Origin of the sequence: Deinococcus koreensis, from assembly GCF_002901445.1 — a bacterium.
In the GTDB taxonomy this organism is placed as follows: domain Bacteria; phylum Deinococcota; class Deinococci; order Deinococcales; family Deinococcaceae; genus Deinococcus; species Deinococcus koreensis.
Map to the genome: position 1 here is coordinate 1,574,952 of NZ_PPPD01000001.1, position 22,917 is coordinate 1,597,868.

Below are 22,917 nucleotides of genomic sequence, written 5' to 3' on the forward strand. Positions count from 1 at the left end.
CCCACCCAGAACCCCTACCCTGAGACTCCATGCCCATCCGCCTGATCGCCACCGACCTCGACGGCACCCTGCTACGGAGCGACCTGAGCGTCAGCGCCCGCACGAGAACGGCGCTGGACGCCGCCCGAGCCGCCAGGATCGAGGTCGTGCCCGTCACGGCCCGGCAGCCCCGTGGAGTCCGACGAATTGCCGAGCAGGCCGGCTTCACGGGCTGGGCGCTGTGCGGCAACGGGGCCCACGGCGTCCACCTGGGCACCGGAGAAACGCTGTTCGAGGCCCACGTCCAGGCCGATGTCCAGACCGCAGTGGCCCACGCCCTGATCGAGCGTCTCCCCGGCGTGCTGTTCGTCTCCGTGCGCCAGGGTGGTGAGGTCTTCGTGGCGCAGGAGGGCTACGCCGCCCTCGCCCACTTCGAGGATCACAAGCGCGAACCCGCCGACATGGGCGGGCACCCGCTGGACGCCGTGCTGGAATATCCCAGCCTGAAATTCATCATGCGGCATCCGGCCTTCACGCCGCGCGAGCTGCTGGCCCATGTCCACGCCCTGAACCTGCCGGGCTTCGCCGTCACGCATTCCGGCGCCCCCTTCCTGGAGGTGCTGGCCGAGGGCGTGAGCAAGGCCTGGGGCCTGGAGCGGCTGTGCGCGCACCTGGGCATAGCGCGGGACGACGTACTGGCCTTCGGCGACGCCCCCAACGACACTGAAATGCTCGCCTGGGCCGGGCGCGGCGTGGCGGTGGGCAACGCCGACCCGGAAGCGCTGGACGCCGCCGATGAGCTGACCTTGACGAACGATAAAGACGGTGTGGCGGCGGTCATCGAAACTCTGCTCGCCCAATCGTCAGCGGGCTGACATCCCGGCGGGGCCAGGGAGCGCACCGTAGATCATGAACCGCATCCTCCGGGTGGTGACCCTGGCCCTGACCCTCGTTTTCCCCGCCGCGCAGGCGCAGGCAGGCGCGCCGACCGCTCGCCCAGAGACGACCGCCCGCAGCGCGGCCGAGACCTTCGCCCTGACCCGGGGCCGGGCGCTGATGCTGGAGTTCTACGCGGTCAGGCTCGATGGCCTGTGGGACGCCTTCACGCCGGGCGTGCGCGGGCAGTGGGGGGATCTGCCAGGCTTCCGCGCCTTCCGGGAGACCGGCGTGCGGCAGTACGGCAGGGAAACCCAACTGGTCGAGGAACGAACTTTCGTCCGCGCCGGGGAAACCTTCTACGTCCGCAGCGCGGTCTTCGAGGGCGCCCCGCAGCAGGTCTGGGCGCTGGTGATCGGCTTCACGGGCCTGCGGGTGACCACCTTCGCCATTGGGCTGCAGGAAGACCGCTCGGGTGATCAGGTCGCCTGGAGCGCGGCCCGCATTGCCGAGTCATTCAGCATGGGCGGAGGATCAGGACTGACGCACGGGCCGGGCCTTCACGAACCGCTGCTCTGACGGGCCAGCGGCCGGCCGTCCGGGCCGCTGACCGTGAAAGTGTAGGCCCGCGCGTTCAGGCTGAGCCAGTTGATGCGCTGGGCGACGCAGGTATCGGGCACCTCCAGTTGCGCCGGGGCCGGGTAACGGCGGTCGATAGAGTTCTCCCGGTAGGTTTCCAGGGTGCGGGTCAGGTCGTTGGCGCAGTTCTGGGCGCTGAGCTGGGCCTCGGAGACGGTCGGCCGGTCGGCGCGCGCCTGGGCGGCCCGGAGCACCTGAAGCTGCGCCTCCAGCGCCGCGACCCGGCGGGTCAGCTCGGCGTTCTGCGCGCGTGCCTGGGTGTCCTGGCAGGCCGTCAGGACAGGAAGGAGCAGCAGCGGCAGCAGACGGATGGTCACGCGGGGCAGGCTAACGCGCGGGCGTGACCCCCTCATGAATGCAGGCTTCACCGGCCCCTGGCCTGATGGGGTCAGCGCTCCAGCACGCTCAGGATCTCGACGTGGCTGGTCTGCGGGTAGAAGTCGTGGGGCGTGACCTCGCCCAGCCGCCAGCCGCGCCGGGTCAGGTCGCCCACGTCGCGCGCCCAGGTAGCGGGGTCGCAGGACACGTAGACCAGGCGGTCGGCGGTGGAGTCGTGCAGGTGGTCGCGGGCCTCGTCCTCCAGGCCGGCGCGCGGTGGGTCGACCACGATCACATCGGTGCCCAGTTCGCTGAAGCGGGCCGCGTCGCCCAGCCGGTACGAGACGTTGCTCTCGCCGCTCTGGGCCACGTCCTGGCGGCCACGGGCCAGCGAATCCGCGTCGGAGTCGAGCACGGTCACGCGGCGGAAATTCTTCGCCAGATGCCGGCCGATGGCACCCGCCCCGCCGTACAGGTCGACGGCATGGTCGCCCTTGCCGGCCAGCTCGGCGGCTCGGCGGTAGGCCAGGGTCGCCGCCGGGGGGTTCACCTGCGCGAAGCCCGTGGCGCTGATGCTCACCTGCACGTCTCCGAACTGCTCGCGGATGCCGGCCTCGCCCGCGATCAACCTCACGCCCGCACTGAAGCGGCGCCCGGCTGGCTGCGCCAGCGAGACGCCCACCACGCCGGCGTCCATCAGGTGGTCGCTGGCGCGCAGGAACTGCCGGGGCTCGCCCGCGCCGATCAGCGCGGCCACGACCTCGCCGGTCAGGTCGCTGGCACGCAGGGCCACCTCGGTCGCCGGGTCGAGCAGCTCGGGGCTCAGCTTCCCCACCAGTTCGGTGATCTGGCTCATCACCAGGGGGTCGTCGGCGAACACCTGCGGCTCCCGGCCCCGGCGCTCACGGTAGGCCAGGCCCGAGGGCGTGATCAGGTACTGCGCGGCGTTGCGGTAGTGCCACTCGCGCGGGCTGGCCACGGTCTCCCCCACCTCATGCCGCAGCTTGGCGATCCGGCTCAGGGCCTCCTCCACGAAGGCGCGCTTGTACCCCAGCTGCGCCGCGTAGGAGGCGTGCGCCAGATCGGCGGTGGGCAGATCGGGGGCGGCCACCCGATCCGGGCTGGCGCGCAGGATCTCCTGTACCAGCCCCTGGCGCACGCCCTTGCCGCTGCGGAGGCTGGCGGTCACGCGCTCGCCGGGCAGGGCGCCGCGCACCAGCACCACGCCGGAGTCGTCGCGCGCCAGGCCCAGCCCCCCTGCGACGAGTTTCTCGATTTCCAGCGTGATGAGCGGTTCAGACATAACGGACAGACTAGCGCCCGGGGGGGGCGGAGCGGGAGCACTGGCTTTCAATGGCGCGGAACTCCGGGCCAGGGAGCGGGAGCAGTCACCCCCGAAGCGTCGTCAGGCACACGAAGATCTCTCCACGGCAGAGGACTCCATCTCACAGACCCGCACGTCTGCCCGCCCCCGCCTGTTCCGCTCAGCTCAGCTCGCGCAGCATGGCGATCTCGTTGCAGTTCTCGAAGAAGGCGCAGCGCTGGCACTCGCTCCAGACCTTGGGGTGCAGATGGGTCTTGTCGATGCGTGTGAAGCCGCATTTCTCGAAGAAACCCTGCTGGTAGGTCCAGGCGAACAGGGCGGGCAGGTCGATGGCGCGGGCTTCTTCCTCGCAGGCCGCCACCAGCTGTCTGCCCAGGCCGCGCCCCTGCATGGCGGGGTGGATCGCCAGGCCGCGCACCTCGGCCAGATCGGGGGCCAGCATGTGCAGGCCGCACACGCCCGCCAGCCCGCCGACTCTGTCCTCGTGCGGCTCGGCCAGCACCAGATGGAAGTCGCGGATGGTCTCGGCTAGCAGGGCGCGCGACCGCACCAGCATCTGCCCGCGCGTGGCCCAGTAGCCGATCAGCTCGTGAATGGCCTCGATGTCGGAGAGCCGGGCCTTGCGCGTGCTCAGCGGCGCCTGCGGATGGATGTCCGGCACGGCGATGGAATCCAGGCTCAGCAGGGTCACGCCGGCACCTCCAGGCGGCGGGCCGCCGGGCTCAGCTGCTCAACGGCCGCATCCAGGTGGTGCCGCCGGGCCGCTCGCCCCGGTCGCGGTAGGCCCTGACCTGCGGGGCGTCGGGGAGGTCGCCCATGACCACGGCCAGCGGCACCTGCTGAAAGCCGAAGGTGCCCCAGTCGCCGCCCTTGGAGAACATGTAGATGGCGCGGTCGCCGCGTCCCTGCGCGTACTCCAGCGCGCTCATGACCAGCCGCCGGCCCAGGCCGCCCCCCCGCGCCGCCGGGATCACGGCCGCGCCGCGCAGCAGGCTCACGCCCTGGCCGTGCTCCAGGCCGATGGCGCCCACAGGCTGCCCGCCCCGCTCCATCACCCAGTAGGTGGTGCCGTCGGCCAGCGCGGCGTCGGTGTCCAGGCCCGCCTCCTGAAAGACGCGGGTCACGGTGTCGCGGTCGGCGCTCTGCGCCATACGGATGTTCACGGATTCGGTCATGGGTGGTTCCTCCGGAATGAACGGGGTGAGCGGCGTCCCTGGGAACGCCCGCAGCACTCAGCTTGAAAGTTCCGGCAGAATACACCGCCCGCGCCCGGCTGGGGAGAGGGGCGCCCATTCCCTGAACCATCCCCCTGATGATCCCGTGGGTCATCCCCGGGCACCCGGCCCTGGCTCCAGGGCCAGCTCCAGAGAGCGTTTCCAGGCCTGTTCCTCGTGAATCCAGCCGCGCAGCAGGCCGCTGCGAACCTGCGGGGCGTCCGGCAGCGCGCCCACGATCTCGCCGGGGGGCACGGGCTCGAAGCCGAATCTCCGCCAGTATTCGCCCGCTTCCTCGGAAAACAGGTACACGGCGTGGTCGCCGCGCAGGCTGGCCTGGGTGAGCGCTGAATTGACCAGCGCCCGGCCCAGCCCCTGCGAGCGGGCCCCCGGCACCACCGCCGTCGAGCGGATCAGCGAGACCCCGTCGCCGTGCTCCAGCCCGATACAGCCGCCGGGCACGCCGTCCAGGTCGGCGATCCAGTAGGTGTGGCCTTCCGGAGTCACGGAGCTGGTGTGCAGCCCGCAGCGCGTGAGCAGGTCGTGGATGACCGGCAGGTCACCGCTCCCGGCCTGGCGGAGCTTCACATGCATGTCGCTGAGGGTCACGGGGGGCGGGGTCTGTGGCGTCAGGCTCATCGGGGCACCTCCAGAGGAATGGGCAGAGGGGGTGATGGACGGAACGACGGGACGGTGGGGCACGGGCATCTCACTCCTCCAGCCTTCGTCGCGCTGCATCGATGGCCTCCCGCACCCGCTCCGGCGCCGTCCCGCCGAAGCTCCGGCGGGCCTTCACGCTCTCCTCGACGGTCAGCGCCTGCGCCACCTCGGCGCTCAGCAGCGGGTGGGCGGCGCGCAGTTCGGCGTCGGCCAGTTCCCAGAGCTGCCGGCCCGAGCGGCTGGCGAGGCCTACCAGCCCGCCCACGACCTCGTGCGCCTCGCGGAAGGGCACGCCCTGGCGGGCCAGGAAATCCGCGACGTCGGTGGCGGTGGAGTAGCCCCGCGCCGCCGCCGCCCCCGTGGCCTGGGCGTGCCACACGGTTTTCGGCAGCATATCGGCGTACAGCCGCAGCACGATGCTCAGGGTGTCGTAGGAGTCGAACACGCCCTCCTTGTCTTCCTGCAAGTCCTTGTTGTAGGCCAGCGGGGTGCCCTTGACGACGGTCAGCAGGCCCATCAGGTTGCCGAAGACCCGCCCCGCCTTGCCGCGCGCCAGTTCGGACACGTCCGGGTTCTTCTTCTGCGGCATGATGGAGGAGCCCGTGGTGTGCGAGTCCGGCAGCGTGATGAAGCCGAACTCGAAGGTGGAATACAGGATCAGTTCCTCGCTGAGCCGCGAGAGGTGCGCCGAGAGGATCGCGCAGGCACTCAGGAATTCCAGCGCGAAGTCGCGGCTGCCCACGCCGTCCAGCGAGTTGGCGGTGGGGCGCGCGAAGCCCAGCGCGGCGGCGGTGGCGTGCCGGTCGATGGGCCAGGGCGTGCCCGCCAGCGCCGACGAACCCAGCGGCGACTCGTCCATTCGCTCAGCGGCGTCCCGGAAGCGGCCTTCATCGCGTTCCAGCATCGCCACGTAGGCCATGAACCAGTGCGCGAGCAGGATGGGCTGGGCCACCTGCAGGTGCGTGTAGCCGGGCAGGACGACCCCGGCGTCCAGATGCTTCGCGGCCTCGTCCAGCATCACCGCCCGCAGCGCCCGCGTCTTGCCCGCCAGATCGAGCGCGGCCTCCTTGGTGAACAGCCGGAAATCCACCGCCACCTGATCGTTGCGGCTGCGCGCCGTGTGCAGCTTGCCCGCCACCGGCCCGATCCGGTCTCGCAGGGCGGCCTCCACGTTCATATGCACGTCCTCGCGGTCGAGGCGCCACTCGAAGGTACCGGCGCGGATGTCGGCCAGCACGGTGTTCAGCCCGTCCGTGATCTGCGTGACCTCCTGGGCCGTCAGGATGCCGACCCCTCCCAGCATCGCCACGTGGGCCAGCGAGCCGCGGATGTCCTGCTCGGCCAGGCGCTGGTCGAAGGACACCGAGGCGTTGAAGAGTTCGACCAGCCCGTCGGTGGCCTCGGCGAAACGGCCGCCCCAGAGTTTCCTGTCAGGTGATGTGGTCATGGATGGGCATCCTCGGTGGGGGTCGGGCGGGGGTGGGGGTGCGCGTCGTCCAGCGCGGCGGAGGGCAGCACGGCCTTCACCAGCACCACCGGGGGCGGGCTCGCCGGGTTGGCGTGGGCGTAGACGGCGTCCGGATCAACCTCGTAGCCCAGGTGCTCGTAGAAGGGAACGGCGTCCAGATTGAACTGCGAGACCGCCAGCAGCACGCGCCCGAAGCCGCCCGTGCGGGCCACGTGCTCGACCTGCCAGACCAGCGCCCGGCCCAGCCCCGTGCCCCGCGCCCCCGGCAGGGTCGCCAGCTTGTTCAGGGTCAGCGTCTCGTCGCCGTCCGGGCGGTAGCCGACGCAGCCCAGCGCCTCTCCCCCAGCGCCGACGGCCAGGAAGCCCCCCGAGCCGGGCGAGAGCAGCGAGCGCTCCAGGTCGGCCAGGGTGGTGCGGTTCCAGTTGCTCCGGGCGTCCATGCCGGCGGCCATCATCACGGCATGGAAGGCGGGGAGGTCGTCCGGGTTCACGGGGCGCAGGGTCGCGGCGAGCGGGGTCATGCGCCCACCTCCACACCCAGCCGCAGCTTCATTTCCGGCATGGCGGTGAATCCCAGCCTTTCATACGTGGGCCGCCCCGCCTCCGAGGCGGTCAGGGTCACGATCTCGACGCCGCGTGAGCGGCACTCGTCCAGCGCCGCCTGCACGAGCTTGCGCGCCAGCGCCTGTCCCCGGTGCGCCGGCTCGACATACACGTTGAGCAGGTAGGCCCGCACGGTGCAGCCCGTGTCCGCGTTGGGCGGCAGGTCGTTCCAGAGGAGGCCCACGCCCGCCACGACCTGACCCCCGGCCTCGGCCAGCAGGCCGCTGTAGCGCCCGGACGCCAGCATCCGGCGGTGCCACTGGACGCCCAGCTCATGCACCCGCGCCAGCTTCGCCGGATCGGAGCCCATCTCGGTGAACATCGCCGTCCGGTGCGACTGGATCAGGGCCGCGTCCTGAACTGTGGCGGGGCGCAGGCCATAGCCGGGGGGCAGGCTCATCCCACCCGCCCCGGAATCTGCGCCAGATGGTGAAGCTGGTGGGCCACGTAGTCCTGGGCGACAAAACCCAGCGTGACGCGCTCGCCGCCGCCGATGCTCAGGGTGTGCGAGAGGCTCCCGGGCGGCAGGCCGGCGATGACCCGGGCGATCTGCCGCTGGTACGCCTCCCACAGCGCCAGCACCTCGGCCCATGACCGCTCCTGATAGCCGCCCGCCGCGACCCAGGCCGTCTGGTCGTAGCCGGGGAGTTCAAGGCCGTCTTCCCCACTGGCCCGCACGAAGCGGGCGTGGTTGTTCACGCCGGAATCGATCAGGTGGCCCAGGATCTGCTTCGCGCTCCAGACGCCGGGAGCGGGCTGCCGGGACGCCTGGGCCTCGGTCAGCCCTCCGAGGTACGGCAGCTGATCCGAGACAACCTCAGTGAGCGCCGCCATCAGACCTTCGCGGGTTCCTTCTGCGCGGCCCTGGCCGCCACCCGCGCCTGCACACGCATCCGCAGGGCGTTCAGCTTGATGAACGCGCCCGCGTCGTGCTGGTTGTAGTCACCGCCGGCCTCGAAGGACACCAGATCCTTGTCGTAGAGGCTCTGGGGCGCCTTGCGGCCAACCACCGTAGCGTTCCCCCGGTACAGCTTCAGGCGGGCGGTGCCGGTCACGCTGCTCGCCACGTGGTCGAAGTACACCTGCAGGGCCTCGCGCTCGGGGGCGAACCAGAAGCCGTTGTAGACGAGTTCGGCGTATTTGGGAGCGAGCTGGTCGCGCTGGTGCAGCACCTCGCGGTCGAGGGTCAGGCTCTCCACGGCGCGGCGGGCGTGGTAGAGCAGCGTGCCGCCGGGCGTCTCATACACCCCGCGCGACTTCATGCCTACGAAGCGGTTCTCGACCAGATCCAGGCGCCCCACGCCGTGCCTCCCGCCCAGTTCGTTGGCCCGTTGCAGCAGGGCGGCGGGGCTCAGCGTCTCGCCGTTGATGGCGACCGGATTGCCGCCCTCGAACTCGACTTCCACGTACTCGGGCTCGGCGGGCGCCTCGGTGGGATCGACCGTCAGCTTGAACATGTGGGCGGGCGGCTCGGCCCAGGGGTCTTCCAGGATGCCGCCTTCATACGAGATGTGCAGCAGGTTCGCGTCGGTGCTCCAGGGGTCTTTCTTGGTGGTGGGCACCGGGATGCCGTGCTCCACGGCGAAGGCTTCCAGATCGGCGCGGCCCTGGAAGGCCCAGTCGCGCCAGGGGGCCACGGTCACGATGTCGGGGTTCAGGGCGTAGGCGGTCATCTCGAAGCGCACCTGATCGTTGCCCTTGCCGGTCGCGCCGTGCGACACTGCCACCGCCCCTTCCTTCTGTGCAATCTCGACCATCTTGCGGGCGATCAGCGGGCGGGCGATCGAGGTGCCCAGCAGGTAATAGCCCTCGTACAGCGCCGAGGAGCGGAACATCGGGAACACGTAGTCGCGCACGAACTCCTCTTTCAGATCGAGGGCGTAGGCCGCCACCGCGCCGGTGTTCAGCGCCTTCACGCGGGCCTCCTCGACCTCGTCGCCCTGGCCCAGGTCGGCGGTGAAGCACACCACGTCGTAGTCGCGCTCGGTCTGCAGCCACTTGAGGATGATCGAGGTGTCGAGGCCGCCACTGTAGGCGAGGACGATCTTCTGCTTGTCCATGGTTCAATTCTCCCGTGTGAAGGCCGTGTTCCGTGTGAGGAGGTCGGGTGAAGGCAGCGCAAGACCCCCCAGCAGCCCGAGCCGCCTGAACCCCTGTTGTGGGTCAGGCCAGGCTCAGCGTCGGAGGGTCGGGGTCGGCATAGGATGTATGGATATACGTGTTTCACGTATAGCTATGCAGCCAGGGTAGCAGGGGACGATGCAGGGGTCAAGAAAGGCCCGCCCCCGGACGACGGGAGCGGGCGGCGGGCCTCCGCCTCAGCGGAAGCGGTAGTTCACGCCCAGGCGGGCGCCGTAGCCCAGCCCGAAGGAGGAGGCCGAACCCACGCCGATGCGGGCGCCCAGGCTGCCCTCGACGAACACGCTGAAGGGATCGGTCAGGTCGAAATTCAGCCCCACGATGCCGTGCGGGTACACGGACACGCCGGTCGACTTGCCCACCGACACGTACGCGCCCAGGCCCGCGCCGTAATAGGGCGCGAAGCCGCTGGTGGTGCCCCCGAAGTCGTTCAGGTAGGCCACGTCCCCGCCCACGGCCAGGGAACCCCCGGAGAACAGGTTGATCAGATCCAGGTTCAGGCTGTAGCGCAGGGCGTTGGAGCTGGACAGATCCTGTACGTACTGCAGACCATTGCTGGTGCCGATGTGCGCGCCGAACTTGTCGGCGGCAGCGGTCGAGGTCGTGGCGGCGGTCGCGAGGGCCAGCAGGATCAGCATCTTTCTCATGGCTCCGAGCATAAACCATGTGGATTGGATTACTTTCATCGCTCAAGGAACACTCAGCTTCGCGGCCGGCGCACCTCAGACCCGGACGCGCTGGAGCCGTCCCAGCGCGGTCTCGATCTCGACCCGCGACTTGCAGAAGGCCAGCCGCAACAGGCCCGGCGGCGCCACGTGCCGGGCGTAGAAGGCCTCGCCGGGAATGACCGCCACGCCCGCGTGCTCGACCAGTTCCTCGGCCTTCCATTCGGGGTGCAGGGCGGTCAGGAAATAGGTGCCGCTGGGGGTGAACACGGTCGCGCCCAGGTCGCGCAGGCCACCGGCCAGCAGGGCCATGCGCCCGGCGTATTCCTGGCGCAGCCCCTCGTAGAAGCCCTCCGTACGGGCCAGGGGAAGGGCCGTCGCCACCGCCGCCTGCAGGGGCGTGGGCGAGCAGAACGAGCCCTGCTGCCGGATGCCCGCGACCATGCCGGAGAGCCCCGGCGGGCAGGCGATCCAGCCCACCCGCCAGCCGGTCGCCTCCAGGCGCTTGCCCGCGCTGCCCACCGTGAAGGTGCGCTCGGGCGCCAGGGTTCGCAGGCTCGTGGGCCGCTCGCCGAAATACAGCTCGTCGTAGACCTCGTCGGAGATGATCCACAGGTCGTTCTGGCGGGCCAGGGCGATCAGGGCCGAGAGTTCGTGGGGCGAGAACACCGTGCCGGTCGGGTTGTAGGGGCTGTTGAGCAGCAGCGCCCGCGTGCGGGGCGTGAGCGCCGCGCGCACCTCCTCCAGATCCAGCGACCAGCCGGAGAGCGGGTCGAGGCGCATGGGCACCGTGACCGCCTGGGCGCCCGAGAGCCGCGCCTGGGGCAGGTACACGTCGAACACGGGTTCGAGCATCAGCACTTCATCGCCCGGCCCGTACAGCGAGAGCGCCAGCACGTTCAGCGCCTCGGTGGCGCCGCAGGTGATCACCACGTCGGCGCCGTCCACGCCCAGGTCGGCGCCCACGGCGTCCCGCAGCGCCGGCAGCCCGGCCGGGGGGCTGTACTGGTCGAGGGTGCCCACGGCGCGGCGCGCGGCCTCCAGCAGGAAGGCCGGCGGAGCATCGGCCGGGAAGCCCTGGCCCAGGTTCACGGCGCCGTGCTGGACGGCCAGCCGGCTCATGCGGGCGAACACGCTCTCCTGCGAGGCGCGGGCACGGGGCAGCAGTTCGGGCATAGGGGCAGTCTGGGCGCCCGGCGCGGCCCCCGGGGCGGGGCAGGTCATACGACCGGGGAGGCGGCGTACCATGCAGAGCGCACGACATCCCACAGGAGAGCCCATGATCAAGCTCACGGTGCTGTACCCAACGCCCAGCGACCCCGCCGCCTTCGACGCCTACTACCACGGCACGCACGCCGGGCTGGCCGCCCAGATTCCGGGGCTGGAGCGCATGGAACTGGCCCGCGGCCTCTCGATGATCGACGGCACCCCGCCCGAGCACCACCTGATCGCCGAGCTGTATTTCGCCGACATGGCCGCCTTCCAGGCCGGGCTGGGCAGCCCCCAGGGCCAGGCCACCGCCGGGGACGTGCCCAACTTCGCCACGGGCGGCGTGACCATGCAGCTGTGCGAGGTGCTGGACTGAACACATGGAGATGAAAAAGGGGCGGGACGCGCCAGACACGTCCCGCCCCATCTTCTTGAATCAGAGATCAGCCGGCCTGGACGCCGTGACCCGCCCCGCCCGCCCCAGCAGCGCCAGCGTGGGCAGCCGCACCAGCGCCGCCAGGGCCAGCGCCGCGCGCACGCCCCAGAGGTTGCCCGCCAGCCCGAACAGCGGCCCGCAGCCCACCTGTCCCAGCGCGTCGGCCTGCGCGGCGAAGGAATTTACGGTGGCCCGCGTGCGCGGGTCGAGGCCCAGGTTCAGCCAGGTGGAAGACAGCGGCGAGTACAGCCCGGCCAGCACGCCGTGGATGGTCAGCGCCGCCGCCGCCCAGGCGAAGCCCGGGGCCAGCGCGAAGGCCAGCAGCGCCGCCACCGAGCCCAGCAGCACCAGCCGCAGCGCCCCCGCCACCCGCGCGGCGTCCGACAGATCCAGGCGGCGGCGCAGGGGCTCGGTGACCAGCCAGCCCACCAGCGAGCCCACCAGCGCCAGCAGGGTGAACCAGTTCGCGGCGCTCAGCCCCCCCGGCAGGCCGGTCTCGCGGATCAGCAGGAACTGGTTCAGGCGATCCACCGCCTCGGTGCTCGCGCCATACAGCCCCGCCGCCGCGATCAGGAACAGCAGCGTGTGGCTGGCGCGCACCTCGCGCACGCCGTGGCGGAGGGTGCCGGTCAGGGCCGCCCAGGTGAACCGCTCCTGGGGCCCATCCTCTGGCGCGGGGCGCTGGAAGCCGCGCTCGGGCATCTTCAGGGCCAGGTAGGCGGCCAGGATCAACGCGCACCCACCCGCGACCACGATGGGCACCCCCACGCCGAAGCTCGCCAGCGCGGCCGTGGCCAGGATGCCCACGATGTCCGCCACGCGCCCGTACTGGCCGCCCAGCATGAGCAGGCTGCCCAGGCGTTCCTCGCCGGCCTCGTCGGCCAGCCAGGCCTGCTGGGCGCCGCTCAGGAAGCAGTAGCCGGCGGCGCTGACCACCTGCGCGGCCAGCAGCACGCCGAACACCGGGAACAGCCCCACCAGCAGCATCGCCACGCCCAGGCACACGCAGCCCAGGATGACCGACAGCCGCCGCGAATAGACGTCGGCCAGCACGCCGGTCGGGACTTCCAGCAGGAAGGCGCTCAGCTCCAGCGCGGCGCCGATCAGCAGGAGCTGCAGGGGCCGCAGTCCGGCCTCCTGCACGAAATACAGGCCCTGCAGCGTGAACGCCAGGGCGAAGGTGAAGGCCAGCCCGGCCTCCATGGTCAGGAAGACCCGCACGGGGTCACTCTTTTTGGTCACATCTACCTCGGGAACAACAGTCGGGACGCGCCACCCAGGGGGCGCAGGGTTTCAGGGGGTGGTCAGGCGACTGTTGGCATGGTGGATCACACCCCGAGGGTCTGGGGTAGGGGCAGCGTACTGAACGACCGGGGGGCTGCCATCGGCCGGATGGCGTACACGCGCACGCACCCGCCAGCGCACAGGGGGACAGGGTGCAGGGGCCAGCGGACAGGCGGGACGGACTGTCAGGGATACGAACCCTGCCCTAGACTGGCCTACACTGAAGCCACCATCTCTTCTCAGGAGGACGCTTGCCCGCACCCCTGCCCCCACCGCCCGCCCGCCGCTGGAACTGGCGCCTGCCGCCGCCCTCGGCCGAGCCGGAGCAGTGGAACGCCCTGGGCCGCCGCGCCTTCGTGTGGCTCTCGCCGCTGGGGGTGCTGGCCTGCGCGGCGGGCATCGGGGTGCAGTGGCCGGGTGTCAATCCGCTGGATCTGTGGGGCCTGAGCGCGCTGGCCCTGACCATCGCGCTCAGCGCCTCCCTGCTGCAGCTGCGCCGGCTGCCGGCCCACCGGGCGCTGGGCGCGGTGTATACGGTGGCGGCCCTGTACTTCCTGGCGACCCTGGCCAACGAACTGCGAACCAACGTCGGCCCCGATCAGCGGCTCACGGAGGCCACCTACTGGTTTCCCGTGATGTTCGCCACCGCCTTCCTGGCCTGGGAGGTGCGGCAGGCCTTCAGCATTGTGGCGCTGACCTACGCGGTCATGCTGCTGATCACGGTGCTGGCCGTGCCGCAGCTGCAGGCGGCCGGCGACTGGAGCGTGCGGCTGTTTGCCATCCTGCTGCAGTTCCTGCTGGCGCAGGGGGTCACGGTGGCGCTGCTGGGCTCGCTGGCCTACGTCAAGCAGCGGCTGGCGCAGGTGCGGACGCTGGCCTACATGGACGTGCTGACCGGCCTGCCCAATCGCCGCTACGCGGAGGAACACTGGCCCGCCCTGCGCCGGGGCGTGCGGACGGTCGTCCTGTTCGATATCGACCATTTCAAGCAGGTCAACGACCAGCACGGCCACCACGTCGGCGATGAGGTGCTGCGCGGCGTGGCGGCCCTGGTGCGCGAACTGAGCGGGAACAACTACCTGCTGGCCCGCTGGGGCGGCGAGGAGTTCCTGCTGATCCTGCCCGGCCAGCCCCCGGAACGCGCCGCCGCCCTGGTGGAGTTCCTGCGCGCCTCGGTGGCCTCGCAGCGCTTCGGGCCGGTGGAGCGGGTCACGGCGTCGTTCGGCCTCACGCACGGCGAACACACCCACTCCCTGCACGACTGCGTCCAGCGCGCCGACGCCGCCATGTACCGCGCCAAGCAGTCGGGCCGCAACCGCGTGATGCACGACGTCCAGGCCAGCTCCGGCAGCTTCGTGAACTGAGCGCCGAGCCCAGGCTCAGGCCAGCGCCGCCAGCCCCAGCCCGATCAGCGTGACGGTCACGTGCCAGGACGCGTGCGCCACCATGGCGGTTTCCAGGGTGCGCCGCCAGTACAGCCAGCCGAAGAGGGTGCCGACCAGCGCGTTCAGGCCGACCGTGCGGAGGATCACCGCCGGGGTCAGCGCGACCAGGCTGCCCGCCGCGCCCAGGTGGCCCAGCCCGAACACCACGGCCGAGAGCAGGATCGCCCCGCACATCAGCCCCGGCCGTACCGCCCCCTGGCCGCGCTGGAAGAGCCGCCAGCCGGCCCACACCAGCAGCGTCATCACGCCCCAGCGCAACAGCAGTTCCTCGGTCACGCCTCCGTAGAGCACGCCCACCAGGGTCTCCGGCAGGCCGCGCGGCTGGCTCAGGCTCAGGGCCGCGCCGGCCTCGCCCAGCAGGGGCCGGGTCAGGGCGTCCAGCGCGACCAGCGCGGCGCCACTGAACACGCCCGACAGCACGCCCAGGCCCAGGTCGCTGCGGCTCAATCGAGCCGTGCCCGCCAGCACCGAGCGCAGCCCCACCTTCGGCGCCAGCACCCCGCCCAGCACCACCGCGCCCACGGTGAGCAGGCCCGGCTGAATCAGCGCCAGCGCGGTCACGGCGTCCAGCGGGAGATTCGCCGGAATCCGCGCGGCCGTCTCCGGGCGCTCCAGCAGGCCGCGCACCAGCTCGCGCGCCGTGGGAAAGAGGGCCGCCACGCCGATCAGGCCGGGCACCGCGAGGCGCAGCAGGCCGATCCAGGGGCGGGGCGAGCGGGCAGGAGGGGCAGCAGTCGTCATGGGTCTCCTCTCTCGCCGTCCAGCGGGCTGAGCACGGCGACGCCGACGAAACAGGGGTCGGCCCGGGGGGTCTGGCGGGCGGCGTAGCGGGCCACCACCGCCGCCAGTTCGGCGTGCAGGGCCAGCCGGTCGGCGTCCGCGAGGTGCAGGCGCTCCTGCAGGGGAGGCAGGCCCCCCGGCGGGGCGGGCGAGGGCGGCGGGGTCAGGCTGTCCGGGTCGGCCTCCGGGCGCAGGCGCAGGGTGGGCGAGATGCCCACGTTCAGCGCCGTGGCGCGGTAGTGCTTGCCGGTGTCGTCGTGGCGCACGACCTCGATCAGCCCCAGCTCCAGCAGTTGGCGAAGGTGGTAGAGCGTCAGGTTGGGCTTCAGGCCCAGCGCGCGGCCCAGCTGGGTCAGGGTGCCCTCGCGCCCGACCAGCAGCCGGAACAGCAGCATGCGGGTGGGGTCGGCGAACTTTTTGAGTTCCTCCGGCGTGCTCAGGACGCGCTGCAGTTCCATCCGGCCTCCCAATGCGGCCGATCCCGCATGTTCAATTTTTTAGCACTGTTTCAATTTTATTGCAAGAGGGAGATGAGGTGATGTGTCCCGGCATGTTCAGGGTTCGGCTGTATTTCGTACCAACAAAAGCCGCTACACTATATCCATGTCCTTCCAGTGGGATGACGCCAACGAAGGACATATCGCGCGGCACGGTGTCGAGCCCGCCGAGGCCGAAGACGCCCTGAGCGACCCGGACGCTGTCCCCGCCTTCGCGCGACCCGCCAACGATGGCGAATGGCGCGGCGCCCTGGTCGGGCAGACCGAAGACGGACGGTATCTGACCGTGATTTTCACCTACCGGGCAGACCTGATCCGTGTGGTCACCGCCCGCGACGCCACCGACACCGAAAAACGCCGTTACCGGAGGTAAGCACATGACCACACTCATCCTCATCAACGATCCCAGCGACATTCCGACCTTCGCCAGCGAGGCTGAGGAAGCCGAGTTCTGGGCCACCCACGAACTGGGCGATGGGCTGTTCGATCTGGCCGCCCGGAACCCTGAGGCTGCCGACCTGCTGGCCCGCCTGCCCAAGCGTTCACGCCACGCTGGCCGACAATCCAAGTCCACCAGCCTGCGCCTGAGCGCCGATCTGGAGCGGCGGCTGCGGCACCTGGCCGAAGTGAAGGGCACCTCGTACCAGACCCTGCTGAAAGAATTCGTGCTGGAGCGGGTCTATGAGGAAGAGAAGCGGCTGAAGATCGTGTAGGGGGCGGAGACGTCACCCTGAGTGGAGCGCTTATTGACAAACCAAGACAGATCAGACGACAAAAGAGTAGAACTCCGCTCTATGCAGGAGGCTCGCAAACGTGTGGCTATAGTTCCGCCATGACCCTTCCCGCAGAGCTGAGCGATGACCTTCATGCAGAAGTGACTCGGCTGTGTGCCGAAGGGGACGACCTTGCCGAAGCGGAGCAGTTCGACGCCGCTCTTGCCACCTACCAGCAGGCGCTCGACCTCCTGCCGGAACCCGTTGACCATTGGGACGCGACCTTCTGGCTCTACACCGCGATAGGGGACGCCCACTTTCTGAGGGGTAGCTACGAGGATGCCTGGCAGAGCTTCAATCGGGCTCAGCTGATTGGCCCGCTGGACAACGCATTCATCCACCTCCGCATAGGGCAATGCGCCTTCGAGTTGAGCGATATGCGCCGGGCAGGCAACGGGCTCATGGGTGCCTACGCCCTGGCCGGGCCGGAGATCTTTGATGGAGAAGATCCCAAGTACCTGAGCTATCTCTCGACCATTGCCCTGGACATAGACACGTCTGCCCTTCCTCCCTCTGCATAGTCATACATCCGGCCTCACGCCCCTCTCCCCTTTCCGTGACATACTTCCTCTCTGGAATGCCCAAGCGTACTGATCTGAAAACCATCCTGATTCTCGGCAGCGGCCCCATCCAGATCGGGCAGGCGGCCGAGTTCGACTATTCGGGCACGCAGGCGCTCAAGGCCCTGAAAAGCGAGGGCTACCGCGTGGTGCTGGTGAACTCCAACCCGGCCACGATCATGACCGACCCCGATCTGGCCGACGCGACGTACCTGGAGCCGCTGACGCCCGAGTTCGTGCGCAAGGTGATCGAGAAGGAGCGTCCCGACGCGCTGCTGCCCACGCTGGGCGGCCAGACCGCGCTGAACCTGGCGATGGATCTGAACGCCAGCGGCACGCTTGCCGAATTCGGCGTGGAGCTGATCGGCGCGAATGCCGAGGCGATCCACAAGGGCGAAGACCGCGAAGCTTTCCAGGCGGCTATGAAGAAGATCGGTATCGCCACCGCCAAGGGCCGGATGGTGCACTCCATGGACGAAGCCGTGGAGTATCAGAAGGAGATCGGCCTGCCCATCGTGATCCGGCCCTCCTTCACGCTGGGGGGCACGGGCGGCGGCATCGCGCACACCTACGAGGAGTTCCTGGCGATCACCGAGGGCGGCCTGCGCGACTCGCCGGTCACCTCCGTGCTGCTGGAAGAGAGCATCCTGGGCTGGAAGGAATACGAGCTGGAGGTCATGCGCGACACCGCCGACACGGTGGTCATCATCACCTCCATCGAGAACTTCGACCCGATGGGGGTGCATACCGGCGACAGCATTACCGTGGCCCCGGCACAGACCCTGAGCGACGTGGAATACCAGCGGCTGCGCGACATGAGCCTCGCCATCATCCGCGAGATCGGGGTGGACACGGGAGGCAGCAACATCCAGTTCGCGGTGAACCCCAAAGACGGGCGCGTGATCGTGATCGAGATGAACCCGCGCGTGAGCCGCTCCTCTGCCCTGGCGAGCAAGGCCACCGGCTTCCCCATCGCCAAGATCGCCGCGCTGCTGGCGGTCGGGTACCACCTCGACGAGCTGACGAACGACATCACCCGCGTCACCCCGGCCTCCTTCGAGCCCTCCATCGACTACGTGGTCACCAAGATCCCGCGCTTCGCCTTCGAGAAGTTCCCCGGTACGTCCGACGCGCTGGGCACGCAGATGCGGAGCGTGGGCGAGGTCATGGCGATCGGGCGCACCTTCAAGGAGAGCCTGCAGAAGGCCATGCGCTCGGTGGAGTCCGACGTGCGCGGGGCCTTCGCCGCCATGAGCGTGGAGGAACTGCGCGGCCTGCTGTACGGTAATCCGCGCCGCCTGGAAGCCGTGCTGGAGCTGCTGCGCCGCGACGAGACGGTGGCCGACCTGCACGAGGCCACGAAGATCGACCCCTGGTTCCTGTGCCAGCTGAAGGAGATCATCGACGCCGAGCGCGAGATCCTGGAACTGGGGCCGATAGCAGAGTGGAAGTACGAGATCTGGCGCGAGGTCAAACGCCTGGGGTTCAGTGACGCGCGGCTGGGCGAGATCGTGGGGCTGAGCGCGTCGTCCGCTTCCGTGTCCGCCTCCGGAACAGCGCCGGAGTCAGCCACTCCAGCTCCCGACGCTTCCATGGCGGCGACTCACTCCGTTCGGGACGGGAAGGCACCGTCCACCGCTATGAGCGAGCTAGAGGTACGCGGCATCAGAAAGGCCGCCCGCGCCACGCCGGTCTATAAAACCGTGGACACCTGCGCCGCCGAGTTCGAGGCGCACACGCCGTACCACTACTCGACCTACGAGTGGGAGGACGAGGTGCGGCCCACCGACAAACCCAAGGTCATGATCCTGGGCTCCGGCCCCAACCGCATCGGGCAGGGCGTGGAGTTCGACTACGCCACGGTGCACGCCGTCTGGGCGCTGCAGGAGGCGGGCTTTGAAACCATCATGGTGAACTCGAACCCCGAGACGGTCTCCACGGACTACGATACCGCCGACCGCCTGTACTTCGAGCCGCTGACCTTCGAGGACGTGATGAACATCGTCGAGCACGAGCAGCCCATCGGCGTGATCGTGCAGCTCGGCGGGCAGACGCCGCTGAAGCTGGCCAAGCGGCTGGCCGACGCTGGCGCCCCGATCATCGGCACCAGCCCCGAGACGATCCATGAGGCCGAAGACCGCGCGAGCTTCAACGCCCTGTGCGAGCGCCTAAGCCTGCCGCAGCCGCTGGGCAAGGTCGCGCAGACGCCCGATCAGGCCGCCGCGCTGGCCGAAGAACTGGGCTTTCCGCTGATGGCCCGGCCCTCCTACGTGCTGGGGGGCCGCGCCATGCGCACCGTGCGGAGCATGGCCGAGCTGACCACGTACCTCTCGGAAGTCTACGCCGCCGTGGAAGGGCAGCCGAGCATCCTGCTGGATCAGTTTCTGGAAGGGGCGCTGGAGCTGGACGTGGATACGCTGTGCGACGGGAACAGAGCGGTCGTCATGGGCATCATGGAGCATGTCGAGGCCGCCGGCATCCACAGCGGCGACTCGGCCTGTATCCTGCCGCCGGTCAGCCTGAGCCCCGAACTGCTGGCCCGCGTGAAGGCGGACACCGAACGCCTCGCGCTTGAGCTGGGCGTGCGCGGCCTGATGAACGTGCAGTGGGCGGTCAAGGACGACGTGGCGTACATCCTGGAGGCCAACCCGCGCGCCAGCCGCACGGTGCCCTTCGTGTCCAAGGCCGTGAACCACCCCCTCGCCAAGAGCGCCGCCCGGATTGCCGTGGGGCACACGCTGGATCAGATCGGCGTGCATGACACGCCCGTGCCCCTCATGTACTCGGTCAAGGAAGTGCACCTGCCGTTCCTGAAGTTCGCGGGCGTGAGCCCCGTGCTGGGCCCAGAGATGAAGAGCACCGGCGAGAGCATGGGCATCGACGCCGACCCGTACCTGGCCTTTTACCGGGCGCAGCTGGGGGCCAAGAGCAACCTGCCCACGGGGGGCACCGCCTTATTACTGGGCGAAGGATTGGATGACGTGGCCGCCGCGTTGGAAGGCGCTGGACTGAGCGTGCTCCGGGAGCAGGACGGCGATACACTGCCCGCACTGCTGATCGACGTGACGGGCTCGAAGCTGCTCCGCACCGCCCTGGAACGCGGCGTGCCGATCGTGAGCACGAGGGAGGCCGCCGAGTGGACGGCGAAGGCGATTGCCGCCGCGAAGGGACAGGTGCTGGGAGTGAAGAGCTTGCAGGAGTGGGTTAGATAGCCAAATCACCGTTTGTATCTGTTGAACCTTAGCTCTATCGCCTTTAATCCGCCTTCAAGTTGAGCAATTCTATCGTTTATTATTATGTTTTCCAAGCCTCCCTGAGCTTCAATGTAGCAACAGCGGTTTACCTCATCTCGTGACACCTTAATAACTTGGTCAGCGTCGGCAAGAACAGGAATGTTTGGATTATGAGTCACTATAACATATTGCTGACTTAACTTGCTAGATCTAATAGTTCCAATGATATTTTCAATAATATAATCATGGTCTAAGTCGTCCTCAGGCTGATCAAGAACAATAGGCAAGCCTGAGTTGATAGTTAAGAGCGGGAACACTGCACTCACCCTTTCGCCAATCGAAAGCTCATCGACATTATACTTCCTACCCATTTTTTCCAAGCCATATTTTGGGGCAAATACTGCCGTATGTCGGATCGCTTTCATACCAGAGGTACTTTTGAAAATTGGTATTAATACTAGCGAGTTCGCTTCAGAAATGCCAAGCTTTTTTACCCCCTCTATGTCATTTGCTAAAGCCAGTGCCACCATCTTTGAACTCGAAATTGTTTGAATTTTTCCAATTGTTCCTGTTTTATCTGACAAGCCTTTTGATTTCAGCAAATCGTCAAGAAACTCTTTGTACCTTTCTAGCGAATCAGCATAGTCGATGTATATATTCGCAGGTGTTTTAAGATTAATATTTTGTATATTTTCTTCGCGCCTTGTCCTGATTTCAGAACGCTTTACGTCTAAATCTTTTGACTTATCAATAATTTCTTGCTCAGTTTTAGATATCTTTAATATCTCTAACTTTTCCCTATCTATCTCCCTGGCTAACCTATCCCTTTCCTCTCTTAGTCTATTCAGACGCGGTAAGAGCATGTCAAGAGAGTCCTGGCCAGACTCGCGGACGATCTTCTCGTACGCCTGTTTCTCGGTTTCCAGTTTCGCTTGCCAATCTTTTCTATCTGCGGATTCAGAAAATTTCGGTATTGCGGAAAACGACATCAATTCAATGATCTCGGAAGACCAGCGACCAATAAATGAAAAAAACCTCTCAAACTCGTCAGATACAAACTCGTTTTGATTTGTGAATGAATTTCTTAGTTCGATCAAATCATTACTAATTGTTTTTCCGTTCTCACGCAAAATGTCTACTTTGTCAGCGACCAATCTTATGTATTTATTGGTTTCTATCTCCGCTTTATGCATCTTGCTATATTTTGAACCGTCAACTTCCTTTAGTAAACTCTCGTATCTATCAACTTCGGCAATGACTTCAGAATAACGTGCAGACTTTATTTCAAGCTTTTCCGAGATTTTTAAAAGGCTTTCCCTATTATTAATTAATCCATCTATCTCATCGGAAATAGATTCTTCCTCTCTTTTAGTGCGAATGACCATTTCGGAATAGTCATCACATATATCCCCGATTTGCTCAGATTGCGTAGTCAATTTCTCAATTTCTCTTTGAGAGTATATTATAAACGACACATTTGGCTTTTCGCAGTGAGAAAAATCCCCCGCTTCTAAAATAAACCACCTTTCGCTGGCAGACGCTTCATACTCGCGCCCCTTTTTCTGAATCGATAATGGCCTTATGCAGCTATAAATTCTACCATCAACTTCCATAAAGACTGAGATCGAATCGCCTTCTCTATATGTATTTGCTAACCTAGAAAGAATACCGCCGTCTCTGCTCAACAATTCCGCAGATGACGGCAGATCATTTAAGGTATAACGCAGAGTGTCAATAAGTATAGACTTTCCCGCCCCTCTTCCGCCAATAATTACGTTTAGACTGCTATTAAATCTAAATACAGTGTCTTTATAAATTCCGTGCTCACTATTTATTCGCATACCAAGAATCTTTATTTTACTTGAGAAGTTAGGCAACCTGAATTTTGGCTCGAATATAATCTGTTTCAAACTTGCAAAGGAAGCGCCATCAAGTCTCAGCCGGAAATTACTTCGCAATAAATCTGATTCCTGATGAGCGTCCGAACTCTGAACAAATGGTTTATTGATAATATCAGGCTTCTTACTCGAAATAGCTAGTACATTTCTCGCAAGATCTGCTTTATTTACTTCAAATACATCCACAATTGCATAGATATCCTCAAAATCTTTGCCTGATATTGTAAATAATCCTTTGGTCGAGTTGCAGTGAGCGGCTATAATAATCCCGCCCATTTTTGAAACTGCACTTCTTACTTCATCTATCCCGGCGATGCAATTAGCCTTCTCATTACCTCGGTCGCTTACATCTATTCTAATCTGGCTCAGAAAGTAATCTATATCGGCCGAACCCTTCTCTTCAGGGAAGACGCAGGTAAGGTGGACACCTCTAATTTCTATTTCGACTCCCGGTAATATAAGAGGCAAGGGCCTATCTCGGAATTCTATACGCTTTTTCATGTGCTTTTTCGCTTCGTTAAGTCGATCAATATATGACCCCGAGAAGTGATCAGTAATAGCAACGATTTCCAGACCGGCATCCCAAAAAGCTCGCAACAATTTAGGGGGATCATCCTCAGGCCACTTAGAGTCTTTAGATGCTGGAGTGTGTACGTGTAGGTCGACTCTAAATTCACGAAGGCCGTCTTTTGTTGACTGCATTTGGCTATACTGTTCGAGTAGATTCATAGCGGGTTGGGATTAGACTAGCTCAGATTTTCACCTTGCGCGACACATTTTGACTATTATTTTCGCAAACACAGAAAGAGTGAAGACTTTGACCACTGGCGGACTGCTCCTCGCTCCCGCTTCGGCTTTCGCCCGTAGTGGGGGCGGGCGGGGAGTTGGGGGAGCATCGCTGCTTCTCCCAGCGCCTT

Annotated in this window: 24 protein-coding genes; 8 read left to right on the forward strand and 16 right to left on the reverse strand. The window is 66.3% G+C overall.

Features of this window, described 5'->3' with window-relative positions; genetic code table 11:
* Positions 1 to 29 precede the first annotated feature (29 nt).
* Together CVO96_RS07510 and CVO96_RS07515 are read left to right on the forward strand one after the other, a co-directional pair.
* Positions 30 to 854, forward strand: coding sequence for a Cof-type HAD-IIB family hydrolase (locus CVO96_RS07510; RefSeq protein WP_103311695.1), 825 nt, complete (start codon positions 30 to 32; stop codon positions 852 to 854).
* Between the two features lie 34 nt (positions 855 to 888).
* Entirely contained in the window at positions 889 to 1,434 is a 546-nt protein-coding gene (locus CVO96_RS07515; RefSeq protein WP_103311696.1) for a hypothetical protein, read from the forward strand.
* Here CVO96_RS07515 and CVO96_RS07520 read toward each other — a convergent pair.
* The 12 genes from CVO96_RS07520 to CVO96_RS07575 all read right to left on the reverse strand — a co-directional run bounded on the left by CVO96_RS07520 (position 1,416) and on the right by CVO96_RS07575 (position 11,061).
* Positions 1,416 to 1,811: a hypothetical protein gene (locus tag CVO96_RS07520; protein ID WP_243398209.1), complete on the reverse strand. Its 396-nt coding sequence runs from the start codon at positions 1,809 to 1,811 to the stop codon at positions 1,416 to 1,418. The two genes, CVO96_RS07515 and CVO96_RS07520, sit on opposite strands and share 19 nt — an antisense overlap.
* 71 nt (positions 1,812 to 1,882) lie before the next feature.
* Positions 1,883 to 3,115: a class I SAM-dependent RNA methyltransferase gene (locus CVO96_RS07525; protein ID WP_103311698.1), complete on the reverse strand. Its 1,233-nt coding sequence runs from the start codon at positions 3,113 to 3,115 to the stop codon at positions 1,883 to 1,885.
* Between the two features lie 181 nt (positions 3,116 to 3,296).
* Positions 3,297 to 3,827, reverse strand: a complete 531-nt coding sequence (locus CVO96_RS07530) for an N-acetyltransferase (protein ID WP_103311699.1) — start codon at positions 3,825 to 3,827, stop codon at positions 3,297 to 3,299.
* 31 nt (positions 3,828 to 3,858) lie between these two features.
* Positions 3,859 to 4,311 (reverse strand): GNAT family N-acetyltransferase, encoded by a 453-nt coding sequence (locus tag CVO96_RS07535; protein ID WP_103311700.1) that lies wholly within the window; start codon positions 4,309 to 4,311, stop codon positions 3,859 to 3,861.
* A 150-nt stretch (positions 4,312 to 4,461) separates the two neighbouring features.
* Positions 4,462 to 4,989: a GNAT family N-acetyltransferase gene (locus CVO96_RS07540; RefSeq protein WP_103311701.1), complete on the reverse strand. Its 528-nt coding sequence runs from the start codon at positions 4,987 to 4,989 to the stop codon at positions 4,462 to 4,464.
* Positions 4,990 to 5,059: 70 nt separating this feature from the next.
* Positions 5,060 to 6,457, reverse strand: coding sequence for an argininosuccinate lyase (gene argH, locus CVO96_RS07545; protein WP_103311702.1), 1,398 nt, complete (start codon positions 6,455 to 6,457; stop codon positions 5,060 to 5,062).
* Complete coding sequence (locus CVO96_RS07550; RefSeq protein WP_103311703.1) at positions 6,454 to 6,999, reverse strand: GNAT family N-acetyltransferase; 546 nt, start codon at positions 6,997 to 6,999, stop codon at positions 6,454 to 6,456. Before CVO96_RS07550 ends, argH begins: the two co-directional genes overlap by 4 nt.
* Positions 6,996 to 7,481 carry a GNAT family N-acetyltransferase gene (locus CVO96_RS07555; RefSeq protein ID WP_103311704.1) on the reverse strand — a complete coding sequence of 162 codons (486 nt, stop codon included), beginning with the start codon at positions 7,479 to 7,481 and terminating at the stop codon, positions 6,996 to 6,998. Before CVO96_RS07555 ends, CVO96_RS07550 begins: the two co-directional genes overlap by 4 nt.
* On the reverse strand, positions 7,478 to 7,915 hold the full coding sequence (locus CVO96_RS07560; RefSeq protein WP_103311705.1) for a DinB family protein: 438 nt from the start codon (positions 7,913 to 7,915) through the stop codon (positions 7,478 to 7,480). Before CVO96_RS07560 ends, CVO96_RS07555 begins: the two co-directional genes overlap by 4 nt.
* Complete coding sequence (locus tag CVO96_RS07565; RefSeq protein ID WP_103311706.1) at positions 7,915 to 9,141, reverse strand: argininosuccinate synthase; 1,227 nt, start codon at positions 9,139 to 9,141, stop codon at positions 7,915 to 7,917. The genes CVO96_RS07560 and CVO96_RS07565 overlap by 1 nt, the downstream gene beginning before the upstream one ends.
* 258 nt (positions 9,142 to 9,399) lie before the next feature.
* Positions 9,400 to 9,867: a hypothetical protein gene (locus CVO96_RS07570; RefSeq protein ID WP_243398210.1), complete on the reverse strand. Its 468-nt coding sequence runs from the start codon at positions 9,865 to 9,867 to the stop codon at positions 9,400 to 9,402.
* A 75-nt stretch (positions 9,868 to 9,942) separates the two neighbouring features.
* The gene (locus tag CVO96_RS07575; protein ID WP_103311708.1) at positions 9,943 to 11,061 is read right to left on the reverse strand and encodes a pyridoxal phosphate-dependent aminotransferase; all 1,119 of its coding nucleotides are present in this window, start codon (positions 11,059 to 11,061) and stop codon (positions 9,943 to 9,945) included.
* Positions 11,062 to 11,164: 103 nt separating this feature from the next.
* Here CVO96_RS07575 and CVO96_RS07580 point away from each other — a divergent pair, with 103 nt between their 5' ends.
* Positions 11,165 to 11,470: an EthD family reductase gene (locus tag CVO96_RS07580; protein ID WP_103311709.1), complete on the forward strand. Its 306-nt coding sequence runs from the start codon at positions 11,165 to 11,167 to the stop codon at positions 11,468 to 11,470.
* A gap of 60 nt (positions 11,471 to 11,530) precedes the next feature.
* On the opposite strand, the gene CVO96_RS07585 is transcribed toward CVO96_RS07580, so the two are convergent.
* The gene (locus CVO96_RS07585; RefSeq protein ID WP_133161762.1) at positions 11,531 to 12,772 is read right to left on the reverse strand and encodes an MFS transporter; all 1,242 of its coding nucleotides are present in this window, start codon (positions 12,770 to 12,772) and stop codon (positions 11,531 to 11,533) included.
* A gap of 293 nt (positions 12,773 to 13,065) precedes the next feature.
* Between CVO96_RS07585 and CVO96_RS07590 the strand changes: the two genes are divergently transcribed.
* Entirely contained in the window at positions 13,066 to 14,178 is a 1,113-nt protein-coding gene (locus tag CVO96_RS07590; RefSeq protein ID WP_103311711.1) for a GGDEF domain-containing protein, read from the forward strand.
* A 15-nt stretch (positions 14,179 to 14,193) separates the two neighbouring features.
* On the opposite strand, the gene CVO96_RS07595 is transcribed toward CVO96_RS07590, so the two are convergent.
* Entirely contained in the window at positions 14,194 to 15,000 is an 807-nt protein-coding gene (locus tag CVO96_RS07595; RefSeq protein WP_103311712.1) for a CPBP family intramembrane glutamic endopeptidase, read from the reverse strand.
* Complete coding sequence (locus CVO96_RS07600; RefSeq protein ID WP_103311713.1) at positions 14,997 to 15,497, reverse strand: winged helix-turn-helix domain-containing protein; 501 nt, start codon at positions 15,495 to 15,497, stop codon at positions 14,997 to 14,999. Before CVO96_RS07600 ends, CVO96_RS07595 begins: the two co-directional genes overlap by 4 nt.
* 145 nt (positions 15,498 to 15,642) lie before the next feature.
* Between CVO96_RS07600 and CVO96_RS07605 the strand changes: the two genes are divergently transcribed.
* From CVO96_RS07605 to carB, 4 genes are all read left to right on the forward strand, one after another.
* Entirely contained in the window at positions 15,643 to 15,909 is a 267-nt protein-coding gene (locus CVO96_RS07605; RefSeq protein ID WP_103311714.1) for a BrnT family toxin, read from the forward strand.
* Positions 15,910 to 15,913: 4 nt separating this feature from the next.
* Entirely contained in the window at positions 15,914 to 16,249 is a 336-nt protein-coding gene (locus CVO96_RS07610; RefSeq protein ID WP_103311715.1) for a CopG family antitoxin, read from the forward strand.
* A 119-nt stretch (positions 16,250 to 16,368) separates the two neighbouring features.
* The gene (locus CVO96_RS07615) at positions 16,369 to 16,830 is read left to right on the forward strand and encodes a tetratricopeptide repeat protein (RefSeq protein WP_103311716.1); all 462 of its coding nucleotides are present in this window, start codon (positions 16,369 to 16,371) and stop codon (positions 16,828 to 16,830) included.
* A gap of 56 nt (positions 16,831 to 16,886) precedes the next feature.
* Positions 16,887 to 20,081: a carbamoyl-phosphate synthase large subunit gene (carB, locus tag CVO96_RS07620; protein ID WP_103311717.1), complete on the forward strand. Its 3,195-nt coding sequence runs from the start codon at positions 16,887 to 16,889 to the stop codon at positions 20,079 to 20,081.
* A gap of 5 nt (positions 20,082 to 20,086) precedes the next feature.
* On the opposite strand, the gene CVO96_RS07625 is transcribed toward carB, so the two are convergent.
* Positions 20,087 to 22,729: a TrlF family AAA-like ATPase gene (locus CVO96_RS07625; RefSeq protein WP_103313349.1), complete on the reverse strand. Its 2,643-nt coding sequence runs from the start codon at positions 22,727 to 22,729 to the stop codon at positions 20,087 to 20,089.
* Between the last annotated feature and the right edge of the window lie 188 nt (positions 22,730 to 22,917).

Coding starts and splice junctions, on each gene's coding strand:
- CVO96_RS07525 (WP_103311698.1), bottom strand. CDS start 3,115: ATGTCTGAACCGCTCATCACGCTGGAAATCGAGAAACTCGTCGCAGGG.
- CVO96_RS07565 (WP_103311706.1), bottom strand. CDS start 9,141: ATGGACAAGCAGAAGATCGTCCTCGCCTACAGTGGCGGCCTCGACACC.
- CVO96_RS07610 (WP_103311715.1), top strand. CDS start 15,914: ATGACCACACTCATCCTCATCAACGATCCCAGCGACATTCCGACCTTC.
- CVO96_RS07555 (WP_103311704.1), bottom strand. CDS start 7,481: ATGAGCCTGCCCCCCGGCTATGGCCTGCGCCCCGCCACAGTTCAGGAC.
- CVO96_RS07580 (WP_103311709.1), top strand. CDS start 11,165: ATGATCAAGCTCACGGTGCTGTACCCAACGCCCAGCGACCCCGCCGCC.
- CVO96_RS07575 (WP_103311708.1), bottom strand. CDS start 11,061: ATGCCCGAACTGCTGCCCCGTGCCCGCGCCTCGCAGGAGAGCGTGTTC.
- CVO96_RS07510 (WP_103311695.1), top strand. CDS start 30: ATGCCCATCCGCCTGATCGCCACCGACCTCGACGGCACCCTGCTACGG.
- CVO96_RS07595 (WP_103311712.1), bottom strand. CDS start 15,000: ATGACGACTGCTGCCCCTCCTGCCCGCTCGCCCCGCCCCTGGATCGGC.
- CVO96_RS07540 (WP_103311701.1), bottom strand. CDS start 4,989: ATGAGCCTGACGCCACAGACCCCGCCCCCCGTGACCCTCAGCGACATG.
- CVO96_RS07560 (WP_103311705.1), bottom strand. CDS start 7,915: ATGGCGGCGCTCACTGAGGTTGTCTCGGATCAGCTGCCGTACCTCGGA.
- carB (WP_103311717.1), top strand. CDS start 16,887: ATGCCCAAGCGTACTGATCTGAAAACCATCCTGATTCTCGGCAGCGGC.
- CVO96_RS07625 (WP_103313349.1), bottom strand. CDS start 22,729: ATGAATCTACTCGAACAGTATAGCCAAATGCAGTCAACAAAAGACGGC.
- CVO96_RS07600 (WP_103311713.1), bottom strand. CDS start 15,497: ATGGAACTGCAGCGCGTCCTGAGCACGCCGGAGGAACTCAAAAAGTTC.
- CVO96_RS07615 (WP_103311716.1), top strand. CDS start 16,369: ATGACCCTTCCCGCAGAGCTGAGCGATGACCTTCATGCAGAAGTGACT.
- CVO96_RS07550 (WP_103311703.1), bottom strand. CDS start 6,999: ATGACCCCGCTCGCCGCGACCCTGCGCCCCGTGAACCCGGACGACCTC.
- CVO96_RS07570 (WP_243398210.1), bottom strand. CDS start 9,867: ATGAGAAAGATGCTGATCCTGCTGGCCCTCGCGACCGCCGCCACGACC.
- CVO96_RS07535 (WP_103311700.1), bottom strand. CDS start 4,311: ATGACCGAATCCGTGAACATCCGTATGGCGCAGAGCGCCGACCGCGAC.
- CVO96_RS07515 (WP_103311696.1), top strand. CDS start 889: ATGAACCGCATCCTCCGGGTGGTGACCCTGGCCCTGACCCTCGTTTTC.
- argH (WP_103311702.1), bottom strand. CDS start 6,457: ATGACCACATCACCTGACAGGAAACTCTGGGGCGGCCGTTTCGCCGAG.
- CVO96_RS07605 (WP_103311714.1), top strand. CDS start 15,643: ATGTCCTTCCAGTGGGATGACGCCAACGAAGGACATATCGCGCGGCAC.